14 protein-coding genes are annotated in these 16,386 nt (G+C 61.9%); 10 read left to right on the top strand and 4 right to left on the bottom strand.

What is annotated here, in order from left to right:
* Window positions 1-2: 2 nt before the first annotated feature.
* Both betC and betI read right to left on the bottom strand, forming a co-directional pair.
* Entirely contained in the window at window positions 3-1,532 is a 1,530-nt protein-coding gene (gene betC / locus HFC70_RS24315; RefSeq protein ID WP_168475897.1) for a choline-sulfatase, read from the bottom strand.
* A gap of 196 nt (window positions 1,533-1,728) precedes the next feature.
* Window positions 1,729-2,322 carry a transcriptional regulator BetI gene (gene betI, locus HFC70_RS24310; protein WP_168475896.1) on the bottom strand — a complete coding sequence of 198 codons (594 nt, stop codon included), beginning with the start codon at window positions 2,320-2,322 and terminating at the stop codon, window positions 1,729-1,731.
* Between the two features lie 199 nt (window positions 2,323-2,521).
* Here betI and HFC70_RS24305 point away from each other — a divergent pair, with 199 nt between their 5' ends.
* The 8 genes from HFC70_RS24305 to HFC70_RS24270 all read left to right on the top strand — a co-directional run bounded on the left by HFC70_RS24305 (window position 2,522) and on the right by HFC70_RS24270 (window position 13,312).
* Window positions 2,522-3,502 carry a hypothetical protein gene (locus HFC70_RS24305; RefSeq protein WP_168475895.1) on the top strand — a complete coding sequence of 327 codons (981 nt, stop codon included), beginning with the start codon at window positions 2,522-2,524 and terminating at the stop codon, window positions 3,500-3,502.
* 94 nt (window positions 3,503-3,596) lie between these two features.
* Window positions 3,597-5,402 (top strand): bifunctional diguanylate cyclase/phosphodiesterase, encoded by a 1,806-nt coding sequence (locus tag HFC70_RS24300; RefSeq protein WP_168475894.1) that lies wholly within the window; start codon window positions 3,597-3,599, stop codon window positions 5,400-5,402.
* 181 nt (window positions 5,403-5,583) lie between these two features.
* Window positions 5,584-6,651, top strand: coding sequence for an ABC transporter substrate-binding protein (locus HFC70_RS24295; protein ID WP_168475893.1), 1,068 nt, complete (start codon window positions 5,584-5,586; stop codon window positions 6,649-6,651).
* 7 nt (window positions 6,652-6,658) lie between these two features.
* Window positions 6,659-7,714: an iron ABC transporter permease gene (locus HFC70_RS24290; protein ID WP_246735938.1), complete on the top strand. Its 1,056-nt coding sequence runs from the start codon at window positions 6,659-6,661 to the stop codon at window positions 7,712-7,714.
* Window positions 7,707-8,465, top strand: coding sequence for an ABC transporter ATP-binding protein (locus HFC70_RS24285; RefSeq protein WP_168475892.1), 759 nt, complete (start codon window positions 7,707-7,709; stop codon window positions 8,463-8,465). Before HFC70_RS24290 ends, HFC70_RS24285 begins: the two co-directional genes overlap by 8 nt.
* Window positions 8,440-9,756, top strand: coding sequence for a hypothetical protein (locus HFC70_RS24280; RefSeq protein WP_368669809.1), 1,317 nt, complete (start codon window positions 8,440-8,442; stop codon window positions 9,754-9,756). The genes HFC70_RS24285 and HFC70_RS24280 overlap by 26 nt, the downstream gene beginning before the upstream one ends.
* Before the next feature lie 197 nt (window positions 9,757-9,953).
* Entirely contained in the window at window positions 9,954-10,955 is a 1,002-nt protein-coding gene (locus HFC70_RS24275) for an NAD(P)H-quinone oxidoreductase (RefSeq protein WP_168475891.1), read from the top strand.
* Window positions 10,956-11,392: 437 nt separating this feature from the next.
* On the top strand, window positions 11,393-13,312 hold the full coding sequence (locus HFC70_RS24270) for a glycosyl transferase (protein ID WP_168475890.1): 1,920 nt from the start codon (window positions 11,393-11,395) through the stop codon (window positions 13,310-13,312).
* A 4-nt stretch (window positions 13,313-13,316) separates the two neighbouring features.
* Here the strand turns inward: HFC70_RS24270 and HFC70_RS24265 are convergent, their stop codons facing one another.
* Window positions 13,317-14,054, bottom strand: a complete 738-nt coding sequence (locus HFC70_RS24265; RefSeq protein WP_168475889.1) for a DUF3750 domain-containing protein — start codon at window positions 14,052-14,054, stop codon at window positions 13,317-13,319.
* Between the two features lie 72 nt (window positions 14,055-14,126).
* On the opposite strand from HFC70_RS24265, the gene HFC70_RS24260 reads away from it, so the two are divergent.
* Window positions 14,127-15,134: an asparaginase gene (locus tag HFC70_RS24260; protein ID WP_168475888.1), complete on the top strand. Its 1,008-nt coding sequence runs from the start codon at window positions 14,127-14,129 to the stop codon at window positions 15,132-15,134.
* Window positions 15,135-15,394: 260 nt separating this feature from the next.
* Window positions 15,395-15,616, top strand: coding sequence for a hypothetical protein (locus HFC70_RS24255; protein ID WP_168475887.1), 222 nt, complete (start codon window positions 15,395-15,397; stop codon window positions 15,614-15,616).
* Window positions 15,617-15,759: 143 nt separating this feature from the next.
* Here HFC70_RS24255 and HFC70_RS24250 read toward each other — a convergent pair whose 3' ends face one another.
* Entirely contained in the window at window positions 15,760-16,131 is a 372-nt protein-coding gene (locus tag HFC70_RS24250) for a hypothetical protein (RefSeq protein ID WP_168475886.1), read from the bottom strand.
* Between the last annotated feature and the right edge of the window lie 255 nt (window positions 16,132-16,386).

Below are 16,386 nucleotides of genomic sequence, written 5' to 3'. Positions count from 1 at the left end.
GATCATTCTCCGCGCGGATAACGTTTGGATTCTTCGAGGATGTTGAGGTCCATGTGGTTGCGCATATAGCGCTCGGAGGCCTTCTGCAGCGGCTGGTAGTCCCAAGGGAAATAGCTGCCGTTCCGAAGCGCCTCGTAGACCACCCAGCGCCGCGCCTGGCTTTCGCGCACTGCGGCGTCAAAGGCGCCCATGTCCCAGCGGGCGCGGCGCATCACGGTGAAATAGGCCAGCAGATCAGCATGGCCGGGCAGGGTGGCGAGGTTGGTCAGTTCGTGCGGATCGGCTTCCAGGTCGAACAGCTGGTCGGGGTCGAGCGCGCAATGGATATATTTCCACTTGCCTTCACGAATGGCGACCAGCGGCGCATAGGAGCCTTCCGCGGCATATTCCATCAGCACCGGTGCCGAGCGGCTCTCGCCCTTCATCATGCCGGTCAGGCTCATGCCGTCGGTCCACGGCTCGATCTCGGCGATCGAAATGCCGGCAAGGTCGGCCATGGTCGGGGTGATGTCGAGATTGGAGGTTGGCGTGACATGCAGGCCGGGGGTGATGCCGGGGCCGGCCACCATCAGCGGCACGCGGGCCGAGCCTTCGAAGAAGTTCATCTTGAACCACAGCCCGCGCTCGCCGAGCATGTCGCCATGGTCGGAGCAGAACAGGATATAGGTGTCGTCGAGCATGCGCGTCCGCGTCAGCGTGTCGATCAACTCGCCGACCTTCTCGTCGAGATAGGAGATATTGGCGAAATAGGCTTGGCGCGAGCGGCGGATATTCTCCTCCGTCACGTCGAAATTGGCATAGTCGCAGGAATGGATGATGCGCTTGGAATGCGGATCCTGTTGGCTATCGGGCAGCGCGCCGACCTCGGGCATCAGATGCGGGCAATCCTCATAGAGATCCCAGAACTTTTTACGCGCCACGTAGGGGTCGTGCGGATGGGTGAAGGAGACGGTCAGGCACCACGGGCGGCGGTCGGCATCGTCATTGTCGCGGGAGAGATGATAGAGCTTCTGGTTGGCGAGGAACGCCACCTCGTCGTCATATTCCATCTGGTTGGTGATCTCGGCCACGCCCGCGCCGGTCACGGATCCCAGATTGTGATACCACCAGTCGATGCGCTCGCCCGGCTTGCGGTAATCCGGCGTCCAGCCGAAATCGGCCGGATAGATGTCGGTGGTCAGCCGTTCCTCGAAGCCGTGCAGCTGGTCCGGCCCGACGAAATGCATCTTGCCCGACAGCGCGGTATAATAGCCGGCGCGGCGCAGGTGATGGGCATAGGTCGGGATCGACGAAACATATTCGGCGGCATTGTCATAGACCCCCGTTCGGCTCGGCAATTGCCCGGCCATGAACGAGGCCCGCGCCGGCGCGCAGAGCGGCGAGGAGGTATAGTTGTTGCGGAACCGCGCCGACCGCGCCGCCAGGCTTTTCAGGTGCGGCGCATGCAGAAACTCCGCCGGCCCGTCGGGAAAAAACGTCCCGTTCAACTGGTCGACCATGATGATCAGGATATTGGGTTTCTTGGCGGTCATCGTCTGTTTCTTTCATCCCCATCGGGTTCATGTCGCTCGTCTGGCATCGGTCTCGGTTCAGCGGGCCGGCTGCAATTTCCACCTCCCCCTTGAGGGGGGAGGTCGCGCGGTACGCGCGGGTGGGGGTGACTATGTCGTGGGCATGGTTGCCTGTCGCTGTTCACCCCACCCCGGACCTGCGGTCCGACCCTCCCCCTCAAGGGGAGGGTCGGCACCTCGCCAACTGCCCCTGCACATAATCCTCGACCAGCGCCACCGAGGCCTCGATGCCGAGCGGCGCCGAGCGTAGACTTTGCCGGATATAGAGCCCGTCGATCATCGCAGCCGCGCCTTCGGCAATCCGCCCCGCGTCATCGCCGGGACAAAGCGTTCGCAGGTCGGCCAGCAGGTTGGAACGCAGGCGTCGCGCATAGATGACCAGCAGCCGGCGCACCAGGTCCGAGCGCTGCGCCTCGACATAAAAGGCAAGCCATGCGGCGATGGTGTCGGCCGCGAACTGGTCGGCCTGGAAACTGACCCGGATGATGGCGGAAAGCCGCTCGGCCGGCGTCGCCGCCGCCCGCAGCGCCGAGACCGTATCGGCCCGCAATTGCCGCAGCAGCGAGCGGATCGTCTCGATCAGCAATTGCTCCTTGGAGCCGAAATAGTGGTGGGCCAGCGCCGCCGACACCCCGGCCTCGCGGGCGATGTCCGACATGGTGACCGTGAGCGAGCCGTGATGACCGATGGCCCGCAAGGCGGCATCGACAAGCGCCTTACGGCGCACCGGTTCCATTCCGACCTTCGGCATAGGCGTCCTTTAAAATGGGCTATATTTTTATTGATTAATGGATCAATCAATAAAACCATGAAATGCGGTAAGACCGCAAGCCCCCGGCTTTGGCCCGTGCAGATTGCCGGTCACGTGGAATATTGCCACGGCAGGCGGCTGGTAAATCCGGGAAAAAACCGCTTTAAGACAGATCTTCTCCATCGCATCAGGGCAGGCAATGAAACTGAATATCCACATGGGCGTCCACAAGACAGGCACCAGCGCGATGCAGCACGTCCTTTTGCGCAATCGCAAAGCTCTGGAAGACCAAGGCGTTGGCTATTCCGCGGTTGGGATCTTCCGTACCAACTATTATCATCCCCTGGCCCGCATGGCCGGCAAACCGAAATTGATCGACGCATTGCAGCGCAACCAGTTGCAGGGGCTGCTTGAGGCACAGGTTGCCCCCTTTGCCGACTTGCCACTGGCCATTCTGTCGGAGGAAAATCTCGCCAGTCCCCTGCCGCAGTTGTTGACCGGACGGCTCTACACCCAGCTTGGTCGCAACATGCGGCTGGTGCACGAATCCGCCAAGGCTCATGATCGTCACTATTTCCTCTGCATCCGCGCCTATGACGAGTTTTTCGTCTCGGCCTATCTGCAGCTCCTGCGCAAATTCGACATGCCCAGTATTCCGGCCTTTGTCGGCAAGCTGCAGGACAGCGGACGCGGCTGGGCCGATGTGGTTGCCGATATGGTAGCGATCGCTGGCGCCGAAAATGTCACGGTCTGGACCTACGAGGCCTTCAAGGCCGACCCGCACCTTCCCTATTCCCTCCTGTCCGGCGGCGCACGGGTCGAGCTTGTCGAGCCAAGACTCGCCCGCGATGCCAATCCGTCGCTGAGCGTAAAGGGACTGAAGATCATCGAGGCCTCGCAGGGTTTTCTGTCGAGGGAAGAGCGCATCCGTCTCGGTCACGCATTGCGGACTTTCCAGTTCGACGAACCCGTCGCCAAGGTGCAGATCGAGGACAAGGCCACCGTCGAGGCTCTCAGCGCCAGTTACCGGGCCGACAAGGCGCGCATCGCTGCCCTCGGCTGCGCCTTCCATGACGTCGAGCAACAGCCGGACCGATCTATGCCACCTCAGGGTTGCGAGCCGCGAAAGCGTGTCTTTTCAGTTGCTTGGCCATTTTTGACGCGGCGCGGCTTGTCATGAAAAATTCATCCAGCATTCACGCCCCGGCAAGGAAATCTTGAGGAATTGCCCGGAAGCTCCTGTTGATAAAAAATAAGAGCTTTTGGAGAAGATCATGACTTTGAGTGCCGTGGTGGAGCCCGGTGTTTTGCGCCGGTTCGCCAACGACCAGCTTCTGACATTGGCCAAGCTGGTCGTTGAAAATGCCTTTCAGCCGATCGTCGAGGTCGGCACCGGCGCTGTCTTCGGTTATGAATCCCTGATGCGCGGCCAGGAGCGGATCGGCTTCGACACGCCGCTCGACATTCTCGACCAGGCCGCCGAAACCGGCCATCTGCTGGCCCTTGAGCAGATGGTCTCCAGCCGGGCGCTGGCCAAGTTCGCCACCATTCCCGATTTCGCTAGCGCCACCCTGTTCCTCAACCTCGACGTCCGGTTGATTCCCCACGGCAAGGTGCTGATCGAATCGCTGCTGGCCCATCTCGGCAAGGCGAATATTCCGCCGTCCTCGATCTGCTTTGAACTGTCGGAGCGCTTCGACAATACCCAGGTACCGGAATTCCCCGATCTGGTCGATCGCATGCGCCGCGCCGGCTTCAAGCTGGCCATCGACGATTTCGGCGTCGGCCATGCGGAAATGAAGCTGCTCTGCGATTATCCGATCGACTACATGAAGATCGACCGCCACCTGGTCGCCGATCTCGACAAGAGCCCGCGCCGCCGCCACCTGGTCAAGAACATCGTCAACATCGCCCATGTTCTGGGTGTGCGGGTGATTGCCGAGGGCATCGAGACCGAGCAGGAATTCGTCACCTGCCGCGAATTCGGCGTCGATCTGGTGCAGGGCTGGTTCGTCGCCAAGCCGACCACCTTCCTGTCGGAGCTGAAACCCTCCTTTCCCCACCTGCAGGATATCGGCAAGAGCCGCCGCAGCACCCAGTCGCTCGACGAGGTGCTGATCCGCAAGCAGATCGAGCGCCTGCCGACCGTCTACGAACACGAGAGCATCGACAGCGTCTTCGATCTGTTTCGCCGCAATCCGCGCCAGTCCTTCTTCCCCGTCCTCAACGCCAATGGCGAGCCGCGCGGCATCATCAACGAGTATCACCTGAAGGAATTCATCTACCAGCCCTTCGGCCGCGATCTCCTGAAGAACAAGGTCTACGAGCGCTCGATCTCGCATTTCGTCGACCGCGCCCCGATCGTCGGGCTCGATGCCGATGCCGATCGGCTGATGTCGATCTTCGCCAATATGGAAGGCAGCGACTGCGTGCTGCTGACCGAAAACATGCGCTATGCCGGCGTCGTTTCGGCCGCCTCGCTGATCCGCGTCATCAACGAGAAGCAGCTGAAGCTCGCCCAGGACCAGAACCCGTTGACCGGGCTGCCCGGCAACCACGCCATTCGTGGTTTCATGCAGGATTCCGGCCGCGACGGCGACGAGGACCGCTATTTCTGCTATTGCGATTTCGACAATTTCAAGCCGTTCAACGATCACTACGGCTTTCACCTCGGCGACCATGCCATCAGCCTGTTTGCAGCGCTGCTGCGCCGCTACTTCTTCTCCGAAGGCGATTTCCTCGGCCATGTCGGCGGCGACGACTTCTTCATCGGCGTCAGCGACTGGACCGAGGACGAGCTGACCGAGATCCTCGACCGGCTGCTGTCGGATTTTCACGACGATGTCGTCACGCTTTATTCCGACGACGACCGGGCCAACGGCCATATCCGCGGCCATGATCGCAGCGGCGTCGAGCGGGATTTCGCCCTGATGCGCTGCTCGATCGGCGTTCTCTCGCTGCCCCGCGGCCTGGTGCTCGACGACATCAACCGCGTCAGCGCCGAGATCGCCGAGGTCAAGAAGCGCGCCAAGGACAGCGACAGCGGCCTGGTGATGCGGGAGTTCGGGCAGACGGAGTGAAGGGGACAGGATAGGCAGCGTCCGCCGCGTCCGCGTGTCTGCAAGATGGCATCCGGAACGATGGCGGCGGGTCGCCAATTCCGGGCTGGACAGGCGGCATTAATATGAGTAAAAAACTCATATTAATGCTTTGCGATCTCCCGGCCATGCTGGGGAGGCCGTCCAGACCAAGGAATACCCGATGTTCAGCCGCCTCAAGACCTTTTCCGCGCTCGGTTTATCGCTGACCCTTCTCCTGCCGGCAGCTCTTCACGCCGAAAGCACGTTCGTCGATCGCCGCGGCAAGACCATTACCTTTGAAAAACCTCCCGAGCGCGTCGTCACCATCGTCCGCTCCGCGCCGATTATCTATCGGGCGATCGACGAGAAGGCGGACAACATCGTCAGCATGAACAAGGATTCGCTGGTGCGTTATTTCACCAAGGGAATCTACAGTGAGATGTTGCCGGAGATGGCCAAGATCAATACCAGCGCCGCGCAGGAGGGCTTCGTGCCGAATATCGAAGCGATCCTTGCGCAAAAGCCTGACGCCGTGATCCAGTGGAGCTCTGACGAAAAGCTGATCGAGCCGCTTGAGCGCGTCGGCCTCACCGTCGTCGGCTGGGATTGCTGCACCGAACAGGACCGCCTCGATTACGTCACCCTGACCGGCTACATGACCGGCCGCAACGACCGCGCTCAGACGATATTGCAGGTACAGGCCGATACGCTGAAGGCGCTCGGCGAAAAGGTCGGCAAGCTCGACAAGTCGGTATTCCCGTCAGTTCTTCACATCGACAAGGTCGGCGACCAGATCCAGGTCATCGCCAACGGCTCGCAAAACCTCTCCTTGAGCGGCGTGACCAATCCGGCAGCCGACGGTACGGGCGAATGGTGGCGCACGATCGATTTCGAACAGCTGCTGGTCTGGAATCCCGACATCATCATCATCCCGGCCTACGCGAGCGACCTCAACCCAAAGGATTTCTTCGACAATCCGGTGCTGGCCAGCCTCAAGGCGGTCAAGGAAAAGCGCGTCTACAAGCAGCCGGTCTTTGCCCGTACCCCCGACGCGCCGGAAATCTTCCTGACGTCGGAGTGGCTTGCGGCCATCGCCCACGGCATCGACTATGCGCCAGACTTTCAAAAGCAGATCCTCGATACCTACGCGTTGATTTACGGCGCCAAGCTGACGGACGCGCAGTTGAAGGCGATCCTCGAGTCCGAAAGCAACGCCCCGGCGAACAAGTATGTCGAGATATTCGGCTGAGGTGCAGATGAACCTCCGCACCATGAGCTGGGTTGGACCGAAACCGGCATCGGTTTCGGTCCTTGCCGTCCTGGTCGTCCTGCTGGTCTTTTCGGTCCTCTATTCGGTGACGATCGGCCGCTACGAACTATCGGTGCTGGACGTCGCCTATATCCTGATCGACAATATCCACCCGCTGGTCACCCCCTATTGGGAGCCGGTGCAGGAGGTCGTCGTCGAACAGGTCCGGCTGCCGCGCATCATCGCCGCCGTCATCATCGGCTTCGGCCTTTCGGTGTCGGGCGCCGCCCTGCAGGGGCTTTTCCGCAACCCGCTGGTCGATCCGGGCATTATCGGCGTGACGTCGGGCGCGGGTTTTGGCGGCACGCTGGCAATCCTGATCGGATTGCAGGGCTATCTGCTGCTGGGCATGGCTTTTTTCTTCGGCATCGGCAGCATCCTGCTCGTCAAGATGTTGTCGACGGTGCGCGGGCGCACCAGCATGCTGACCCTGGTCCTGGCCGGCGTCGTCATATCGGCCTTCTTCCAGGCGGCGATTTCCATTGCCAAGCTTCTGGCCGACCCGTTCCAAAAACTGCCGGCCATCACCTACTGGCTGATGGGCAGCATCGCCTCCAGCAATTATTCCGATGTGTTGCTGATCGCCGTGGCGGTCGCACCGTCCGCCATCGTGATTTATCTGCTGCGCTTCCAGATCAACGTCATGTCGCTCGGCGAGGAAAAGGCAAGGGCACTCGGCACCAATGTCGTTCTGGTGCAATGGATCATCCTTTTGGCATCGGCACTGATTTCTGCGGGCGTCGTCGCTTCCTCCGGCATAATTGGCTGGGTAGGCTTGGTTATCCCGCATCTGGCGCGCGCACTGGTCGGCGCTGACCACCGGCGTTTGTTGCCGGTGTCAGGCGTCATCGGCGCGATCTATCTGCTGATGGTCGACAATCTGGCGCGCACGGTGACCAGCGCCGAGATCCCGCTCGGCATCATCACCGCGCTGATCGGCGTGCCCATCTTTGCGGTCGTGCTGCGCCGCCTTCACGCCAAGGGAGGTTGGGCCAGTGATTGACGCAAACGGGCTCACTGTCGCCCGCGGCGGCAGGATCATTCTCAGCAATTACAGTTTCAAGCTGCAGCGCGGCGGCATCCTGGCGGTGCTGGGAGCCAATGGCGTCGGCAAGACGACGCTGATCAATACCGTGATCGGTGCCATCAAGCCAAAATCCGGCCATCTGTCGATCGGTGGGCAGGCGGGCTTCGTGCCGCAACTGTTCGACGTGCCGTTTTCCTATTCCGCCTTTGATATCGCACTGATGGGACGGGCCCGCCATCTCGGCCTACTCGGCGCTCCGGGGCGGCGGGATTTCGAGATCGTCCGAGGCTACTTCCAGATGCTGGGAATCGAGCATCTGGAATGTCAGGCTTTCAATTCCTTGAGCGGAGGCCAACGCCAGCTGGTGATCATCGCCCAGGCCTTGGCATCGGAATGCGAATTGCTGGTGCTGGACGAACCCTGTGCGGCGCTCGATTACCGGAATCAGGACAAGGTTCTGGTCCTCCTCGACCATCTGCGGGCAAAGCACGCCATGACGATCGTCTTTTCCACCCACATGCCGCAACACGCCGTGGAAATCGCCACCGACGTGCTGCTGATGACCAGCGGCAGCAGCTACGTCTATGGGCCGACGGCCGATACGCTGAGTGCCGGAAACCTTACCGACCTCTACCACCTGCCGATTGCCCGGGCGGATTTCGAGGGGCTGGCCAAGCATACCTACGCGCCGGTGTTCCGCCGTGACAATAGCCATCTCGATGGGTGAGCCGACCATGCGCGGCAAGGGCATCGCCTATATCCACTGGGGCAACAGTTGGCAGCTGCGCAGCTTCCAGGACTTTCGCCATTATATCGACGACCTTATCTATATCCACGACCTGCCGGGGATCGACCTGTCGTCCTATGCCGCCGTGATCATGCCGGATGCCATGGATGGAGGGTCGGCACGCCCTTACGCTGCGCAGCTGAATGCCTATCGGCACGGCGGCGGTTTCCTCATCGTGCTGTTGCAGGGCCATGCCGATTGGCTCGACATGCCAGGGCTTAAATGGACGCCCGGCAATTGCCGCGACTGGCTGTGGTGGACGAAGGGCGAAAAGCTCGAGGTCCGGCTTTCCGTCCCACACCACCCGATCACCGAAAGCCTGCCGCTGTCGCATATGAGCTGGCACTGGGGCGGCTCCTACAATGTGCCGGAAGGCGCGCGCTCGATCCTGGAGATCGACGATGGCAGCGGCAGCCTGTTCCTCGATTTTCCGTCGCTGCCGGGCGGCGGCCGGCTGCTGCTGTCGACGCTTGATCCGCATTCCCACAACGGCCAGCGCTTCATGCCGGCAACGACGCGGTTCCTGCAGTCCTTCTATCCCTGGCTCAGCCGCGAGCTCGGCATCGTCAGGCCGTCCAGAAACCGGTTCACCTATCTGCAATGCTCAGAAGTTTCATCGGAATGGCATCCGGAAGGATTGGAGGAAAGCCTTGGCAATGCCGGCTTCCAGGCCCTGTTTGCGCCGCTTTACCAACTCGGCGTCGATTTGCTGGATCAGACCAATACCCTGTACATTCCGAGCAGCCATGACGAGTTCTTCCTGAAAACCCGCGCAAAGGATCTGATCGCCTATCTGGAGCGCGGCGGGAACCTGATCATCTGCGCCGAACCCTGCCAGCCCTGGCTGCCGTTCATGGCGCCGTTCCACGCCGTTCCGTCGCGGCCCTTCACCAATATCAAGGTGCGCATCCGCGACGACCGGTTCTCGATCTTTTCCGACCTCGGCGAGGGTTTCGACGGCTGGAAAGGCGTTTACGGCCAATATGCCCGCGGCTGGACCGATCCGCCGCCAGGGGCGATCTGGCTGACCGATGTCGGCTCGAACCATGATCCGAAGCCGGCGGACTGGCTGTGGCAATATCCAACGCTGACCGGCCGCGGCGGCTATGTCTTCATGCACAACGGCGACAACATGACCCGCTATCCCGATCGCGGGGACAAAAAGCAGGCGCTGGTCGCCAACATTGCCGTCGCCCTGCGCAAGCTTTCCATGGGCGCGCTTCTGATGTAGTGGCGCGCAAGGTGGATACCGTGAGCGGCAGACGGCGTCGCGGCTTGCCGGTCTTTCCTGGCCTCTGTCAAGGCTTGTCATATTCATTGTGCCAGCCATCAGCGCCAGTCGTGGCCCCCCGCGACACCACACCGCCTTCCCAAATCTCCCCGTCTGGTCTAAGTGCGAGGGCTCCGATCTTGCACAGGAGTTTCCCGATGACCCTTCCGGACACCATGCGATTTGTCGATTTGCCTGCCTTCGGCGCACCGGAGGTCATGGCGTTTGCGACCGGCCCGGTGCCGCGCCCGAGGCCAGGCGAGATCCTGCTGAAGGTCGAGGCGGCCGGCGTCAATCGGCCTGACGTGGCGCAGCGCCAGGGCACCTATCCGGCCCCGAAAGACGCAAGCCCGATCCTTGGCCTGGAAGTGGCCGGCGAAGTGGTGGCGCTCGGCGCTGGTGTGACCGAATACGCCGTCGGTGATAAGGTCTGCGGTCTCGCCAATGGTGGCGGTTATGCGCAGTACTGCATCGTACCCGTTGGCCAGGCGCTGCCGTTTCCGAAAGGCTATGATGCCGTCAGGGCCGCCGCACTTCCGGAAACCTTCTTCACCGTCTGGGCCAATCTCTTCCAGATGGCGGGCCTGACCGAAGGCGAGACCGTGCTGATCCATGGCGGCACCTCCGGCATCGGCACCACGGCGATCCAGCTTGCAAAAGCCTTCGGCGCCACGGTCTACACCACAGCCGGGTCGGTGGAGAAATGCGAGGCCTGCATTGGGCTGGGCGCCAGCCGCGCCATCAATTACAAGACCGAGGATTTCGTCGAGGTGATCAAGGCCGAGACCGGCAAGCGCGGCGTCGACATCGTGCTCGACATGATCGGGGCTGCCTATTTCGAGAAGAATCTCGCCGTACTCGCCAAGGACGGCTGCCTGTCGATCATCGCTTTTCTGGGCGGTGCCGTGGCCGACAAGGTCGATCTGCGGCCGATCATGGTCAAGCGCCTGACGGTTACCGGCTCCACCATGCGGCCGCGCACGGGGGAGGAAAAGCGCGGCATTCGCGACGAACTTTTGGCGCAGGTCTGGCCGCTATTGGAGGCTGGAGCCGTCGCTCCGGTCATCCACACGGTGGTCGGTTTTGACGAGGTGGTTGAGGCCCATCGCCTGATGGAAAGCAGCCGGCATATCGGCAAGATCGTCATGCGGATTGGCTAAGTGCCGGGAATCTCGATGACAAGCTGGCGTATGATAAGCCAGTTTTGCTGCAATGCAACTCACATATGCCTCGCGCTTTTTACAATATGTGGCTTGCGGAATAGGGCACCAAACCCTACCTTTTGGTCATCGACAACGTAACGAAAGGAAGGTGATCCAATGTCTAATGAGATTTCGGTCTGTGTTCGTGACATGGTTAAGGTGATGGTTTTGACGGGGCAGCCCTCGGCCTGAACGCGCCTTCCTGCGGGTCGCCTGTTGGGCGGTCCGGGTCTGCAACAGGACCAAACTCATGGAAGGGCCGCCTCGCGCGGCCCTTTTTGCGTTGCGCGACCGGCGACACGCTCGATGGCCAGTTTCGTGCAACGGTGCGGCTTTACCGCTGGCCGCAACAGGGGCGCCCGGAGCGGGCGCCGGGTTTGCAAGGACAAGGCGGCATGAAGGGCTCTCTCGAAAAGGCGGTGCGCGATTATCAGGCGGGTCGCTACGATGCCGCCCTGTCGCTGGCGAAGTCCGCCATCATCCCCGGCAATCCCGCCTCCGTCGGCCCCCTGGCGCTGATCGGCAATATCCACCTGAAGACCGGCGACCAGCTGGCCGCGGCAGAGGCCTTTGCAAAGGCCGGCGCCTTTGCCGGCGACAAGGCGGCGAGCTTCATGAAGCTGGCCGTGCGGCTCTATCTGTCGCTCGGCTTGACCGAGGCGGTGCTGAAGATCGGCCCGCGCGCCGCACAGCTCAATCCGGCCGATGCCGACCTGGCCTTTACGGTGGCCAACCTGCTGTTTTCCAATGGCCGGCGCGGCGAACTGGAGCCGCTGCTGGCAAACCTCGATCGCGGCAATCCGCAGCATATGGCGCTGATGATCAACCATTTCCGCCTGTCCGGGCGTTTCGACGAACTTTACGCCTTTCTGTCGCAAGCGCTTGCCGCCACCCCCGGCGATCCCTTCCTGCTGTCGACCCGTTTCACCGTCGCCCGCGAGGTCTGCGATTTCGAAACCATGCAGGCCTATGAAACGCTGATGGCCGAGCCCGACCGGCCGGAAGCCGAGCAACTGCTGCTGCGCGAAGCGCCGCTTGCCCGCATTCTGTGGAGCGAGGACGAAGAGATCAACAGCCGTCCCAGCCAGGAGACCCGGAAATTCACCGCCGGCCGGCTCGGCCAGCCGGCACCGCGCCGGCCGTTCTCAGCCCCGGGAACTAAGATCCGCGTCGCCTATCTCTCCAATGACTTTTTCGGCCATGCCACCATGACGCTGTTTCGCGAGGCGATGGCCAGTCACGATCCGGACAAGTTCGACATCGTGCTGCTCTGCCATACCGAGCGCCATGCCGCCACCCAGCAGGCCAGCTGGCCGGAAGCGCTGCGCCGCTGCATCGTGCCCGTCGCCCACCTCAGCGATGCCCAGGTGGTGGAGACGATCCGTGATCTCGGCATCGACATTCTCGTCGATCTCAAGGGTCATACGATGGGGGCGCGGCTCGAGATCGTCCACCTCTCGGACGCCCCGGTCAAGGCCACCTATCTCGGCTTTCCCGGCAGCGTGACCGGCGTCGATCTGGACTATGTCATCGCCGACCCCGTGGTGACGCCCGACAGCAGCCAGCCCTTCTATTCGGAAAAGCTCTGCCGCCTGCCGGAGACCTACCAGGCCAATACGGCGCTGGCCCGGCCCCTGCCGCAGGCCACGACACGCGCCGACCATGACCTGCCGGAGGACGCCCTTGTCTTTGCCTCGTTCAACGCCACCTACAAGATCACGCCGCGCACGCTCAAACTCTGGGCCGACGTGCTGAACGCCGTGCCCGACAGCGTGTTCTGGATTCTCTGCCGCGCCGAAATCGCGCGGCGCAATCTGGGCGCGGCGCTTGCCGACAAGGGCGTGGCGCCCTCGCGGATCGTCTTTGCCGGCAATCTGCCCTATGCCGAGCATGTCTCGCGCCTGCCGTTGGCCGATCTCGGCCTCGATACCTTCCCCTATAACGGCCACACCACCACATCCGACATGCTGTGGGCCGGCCTGCCGGTGTTGACCAAAAAGGGAACGGCCTTTGCCTCGCGGGTCTCCGAAAGCCTGCTGAAGGCCGCCGGTGTGCCGGAGCTGGTGGCGCAGGACGATGCCGATTTCGTCGGCCGGGCGGTCCAGCTCGCCAAAGACCCCTTTGCGCTCGCAGCGCTTCGCCAGCGGCTCGACCGGAACCGCTTCCTCGCCCCGCTGTTCGACAGCGATAGGTTCACCCGCCATCTGGAGCGTGGCTACGAGATGATGGCCGAACGGGCAAGGGCAGGGCAGGCGCCCGACCATCTCGACGTGCCCGCCTTGCCGTCGCGGCTCACGCCCCTTGCCAGCCGGTGAGCGGTCAAAAGCGCCAGGTGCCGAGCCCCGGCACTTTCAGCCCGGGCTTCTGCACATCGATACCGGCCACCAGGCCTAGGAAATGGACTTCCAGCCCGCTGCGGGTGCCTGCCGCCAGGCCGATCAGCCCGTCATAGGTCAGGTGCATGTCGCGGCCGTCCGCGTCGATGGAAAACACGTGCCCATCCGCCAGGTAATCCCGGCCGACCGCATCGGACGGCAACACGGCGCCAAGCTCGGGCACTTGTCTCAGCACATGCGCCACGAAGGTATTGGAGTTCGGGCCGGGATAGATGCGGTAGCCGCCGGCCATGCCATAGGGATAGTCGGCGATCGCCTGTTCCACCTTGGGGATCAGCTTTTCAGCCGCCCCGCCATGGAGCTCGGTCACCAGCCGCGGTGCGTTGGAATACCAATAGGCATCCGGCGGACGGTGGTTGCGGCGGATCGGGCTGCCCCAGCCAACCTTGTCATAACGTTGGTACTCGGCGCCGCCCTTCTGCTTGGTGACGATCCAGGCATGGCTGGCAATGGCGCCCTTGAAGCCGCCGGTCATCGCCGAAAACACATAGATGGCGGCCTGATCATCATCACGCGCCGGCGGCAATTGCCCTGATGACGACCAGTCGGCATCGCGCCAATTGGCCGGCCGCTCCTTGATCGCCCAGAGCCCGGCCGACACCAGCGTCGGCAGCACGAAGATGACAAGGACGGCCAGCACCAGTCGTTTCAGGAATTTCATTGGCCAAGCCTCGTGTATCGGATCGTGTTTTGCTATAAGCGATGCAAATCAGGAATTTTTTGAGGCTCGCAGATGCACAATCCCGTTACCGTTGAAGTGACCCGCGGCACGCTGGTCGAAAGCCGCCATCGCGGCATGGCCGTGGTGGTCGATGGCGATGGCGCCGTGGTCTTTGCCGCCGGCGACATCGACAGCCCCGTCTTCCCGCGCTCGGCCTGCAAGGCCATGCAGGCTTTGCCGCTGGTCGAAAGCGGTGCTGCGGACGCCTATGGCTTCGGCAACAAGGAATTGGCGCTCTCCTGCTCCTCCCATTCCGGCGAGGACGCCCATGCCGAGCTTGCCGCCGCGATGCTGGCCCGCGCCGGCCGCGATGTCGACACGCTCGAATGCGGCGCCCACTGGTCGTTCGACCAGAACACCCTGATCCACCAGGCCCGCACCCTGGACAGGCCTACGGCGCTGCACAACAATTGCTCGGGAAAACATTCCGGCTTCGTCTGCGCCTGCTGCCACATGGGCCATGATCCCAAGGGTTACGTCGAATATGACCACCCGCTGCAGGCTGAAATCCGCGCCACCATGCAGAGCCTGACCGGCGCGCATCTGGGCGTCGAGAATTGCGGCACCGACGGCTGCTCGATCCCGACCTATGCCGTGCCGCTCAAGGGCCTGGCCCACGGTTTCGCCAAAATGGCCACCGGCACCGGCCTCGAACCTTCACGTGCCAAAGCCTCGAAACGCCTGATCGAGGCCTGCATGGCAGAACCCTTCTTTGTCGCCGGCACCAAGCGCGCCTGCACGCAGATCATGCAGATCGCCCCGGGAAAAATCTTCGCAAAAACCGGCGCCGAAGGCGTGTTCTGCGCCGTGCTGCCGGACCAGGGCCTGTCGATATCAGTCAAATGCGAAGACGGCACCACCCGCGCCGCCGAAGCCATGATCGCAGCCCTTCTCGCCCGCTACGTCGAAAAAGACAGCGCCGAGCAGTCCGCTTTGATGGCGATGGCCAACCACACCATGCACAACTGGAACCGCCGGGCGGTGGGCGATGTCCGGGTGACGGATGTGCTGTTTGGGTGATCGATAACCTTTCGGACATGCCGCCACGGCTCAGCCCGCTTCGGTTGCCGGTTGCCGCCGATAGACCTTTGCGCCGATAAACACCGCCCGTCATCCCGGCCTTGAGCCGGGACCCAGCGCCCCTTCCACAGAAGAAGGCGGGCTGTGACAATCCCGCTGACTTGTGGTAAGCCGATGCATCTGATTTTGCGCGCGTCGCCGGCCTCGACCTGGGCCTGCCTTGGACAGGTCGTCAACCGAACGCTTTCGTGGAGGACGTCATGCCAACAGGATCGTCTCGCCCGCCCTTGACCGAAGCGGCTGGCATGGCCGTCGCCAAGGACATCAAGGGACCGGCGGTGACCTCCCATCCGGCAGAAACGCCGCTTGCCTTCCAGACGCCCATCGCGCGCCAGAATTCTGCTCCGGCCACCCCAAAGTCCTTTGCGGGCCTGAAGGGCATCTTCCTGTGGGTTTTGCGTCTTGCCGGTTATCGCCGATAAACCCTTTCCGTCATCCCGGCTCAAGGCCGGGATCCAGAGGCTTCAACCTCTGTCGGATCGAAAAGATTGTGTAGCCGTAGGAAATGTGCCGCGCGATCCCGCAACAGAATGCGGCGGGATGCCGAATTGGGCAGTTTCTCGCGTCAATATTGGCAATAACGCGTCACCAGCTCCGCAATAATGGGATTTGTGAATTCAGCAACGGGATCATCGCTTTTATCGGGCTTGCGATGATATTCTCCGGCATCGAAAGCTTCGTAAATATCGAAAAATGGCTGAGGTACATGATTGGAACCCGCGCCGAAGCCCGCTTGAGCCGCACTCCACAGATCATTCATCAGAGCGTCACAGAAACTATAGGTCAGCTCCCCATCATTGTAGAGTCTCGCAATCTGCAGAGCGGTCGCGTTATAGAAGTTCCCACTGTCCAGCGTCCCTGCCCACTCGATCACATCACTATGGGTGGTGCGGTGTTCCGGTCCTCTGGCGAGCGCAGATTGAACGAAGTCCGACATTGCATTGGTCTCTCCAATTGGGTTTTCAACATAGGAATGGATCGTCCAGTGCTAAGGCGTCAATATTCGTAAGCCGAGTTTTTGCTGGTGATGGCGGTTCTCTCATAACTCCACTGTTTGCCGCCTTAAAACCCCCTCTGGCCTGCCGGCCATCTCCCCCACAAGGGGGGAGAAAACTAACCGGAAACCGCTCGGCTCTATCTGCAAAGAGTGCCGCTGGGTTAAGCCCTCCCCCTTGTGGGGAGGGTTTGGGAG

The organism is Agrobacterium sp. a22-2, assembly GCF_012276985.1.
In the GTDB taxonomy this organism is placed as follows: domain Bacteria; phylum Pseudomonadota; class Alphaproteobacteria; order Rhizobiales; family Rhizobiaceae; genus Allorhizobium.
The sequence above is the reverse complement of the archived record's forward strand: the minus strand, read 5'-3'. Positions and strand labels throughout refer to the sequence as shown.

Coding starts and splice junctions, on each gene's coding strand:
- HFC70_RS24270 (WP_168475890.1), top strand. CDS start 11,393: ATGAAGGGCTCTCTCGAAAAGGCGGTGCGCGATTATCAGGCGGGTCGC.
- HFC70_RS24250 (WP_168475886.1), bottom strand. CDS start 16,131: ATGTCGGACTTCGTTCAATCTGCGCTCGCCAGAGGACCGGAACACCGC.
- HFC70_RS24295 (WP_168475893.1), top strand. CDS start 5,584: ATGTTCAGCCGCCTCAAGACCTTTTCCGCGCTCGGTTTATCGCTGACC.
- HFC70_RS24265 (WP_168475889.1), bottom strand. CDS start 14,054: ATGAAATTCCTGAAACGACTGGTGCTGGCCGTCCTTGTCATCTTCGTG.
- betI (WP_168475896.1), bottom strand. CDS start 2,322: ATGCCGAAGGTCGGAATGGAACCGGTGCGCCGTAAGGCGCTTGTCGAT.
- HFC70_RS24300 (WP_168475894.1), top strand. CDS start 3,597: ATGACTTTGAGTGCCGTGGTGGAGCCCGGTGTTTTGCGCCGGTTCGCC.
- HFC70_RS24255 (WP_168475887.1), top strand. CDS start 15,395: ATGCCAACAGGATCGTCTCGCCCGCCCTTGACCGAAGCGGCTGGCATG.
- betC (WP_168475897.1), bottom strand. CDS start 1,532: ATGACCGCCAAGAAACCCAATATCCTGATCATCATGGTCGACCAGTTG.
- HFC70_RS24275 (WP_168475891.1), top strand. CDS start 9,954: ATGACCCTTCCGGACACCATGCGATTTGTCGATTTGCCTGCCTTCGGC.
- HFC70_RS24290 (WP_246735938.1), top strand. CDS start 6,659: ATGAACCTCCGCACCATGAGCTGGGTTGGACCGAAACCGGCATCGGTT.
- HFC70_RS24260 (WP_168475888.1), top strand. CDS start 14,127: ATGCACAATCCCGTTACCGTTGAAGTGACCCGCGGCACGCTGGTCGAA.
- HFC70_RS24305 (WP_168475895.1), top strand. CDS start 2,522: ATGAAACTGAATATCCACATGGGCGTCCACAAGACAGGCACCAGCGCG.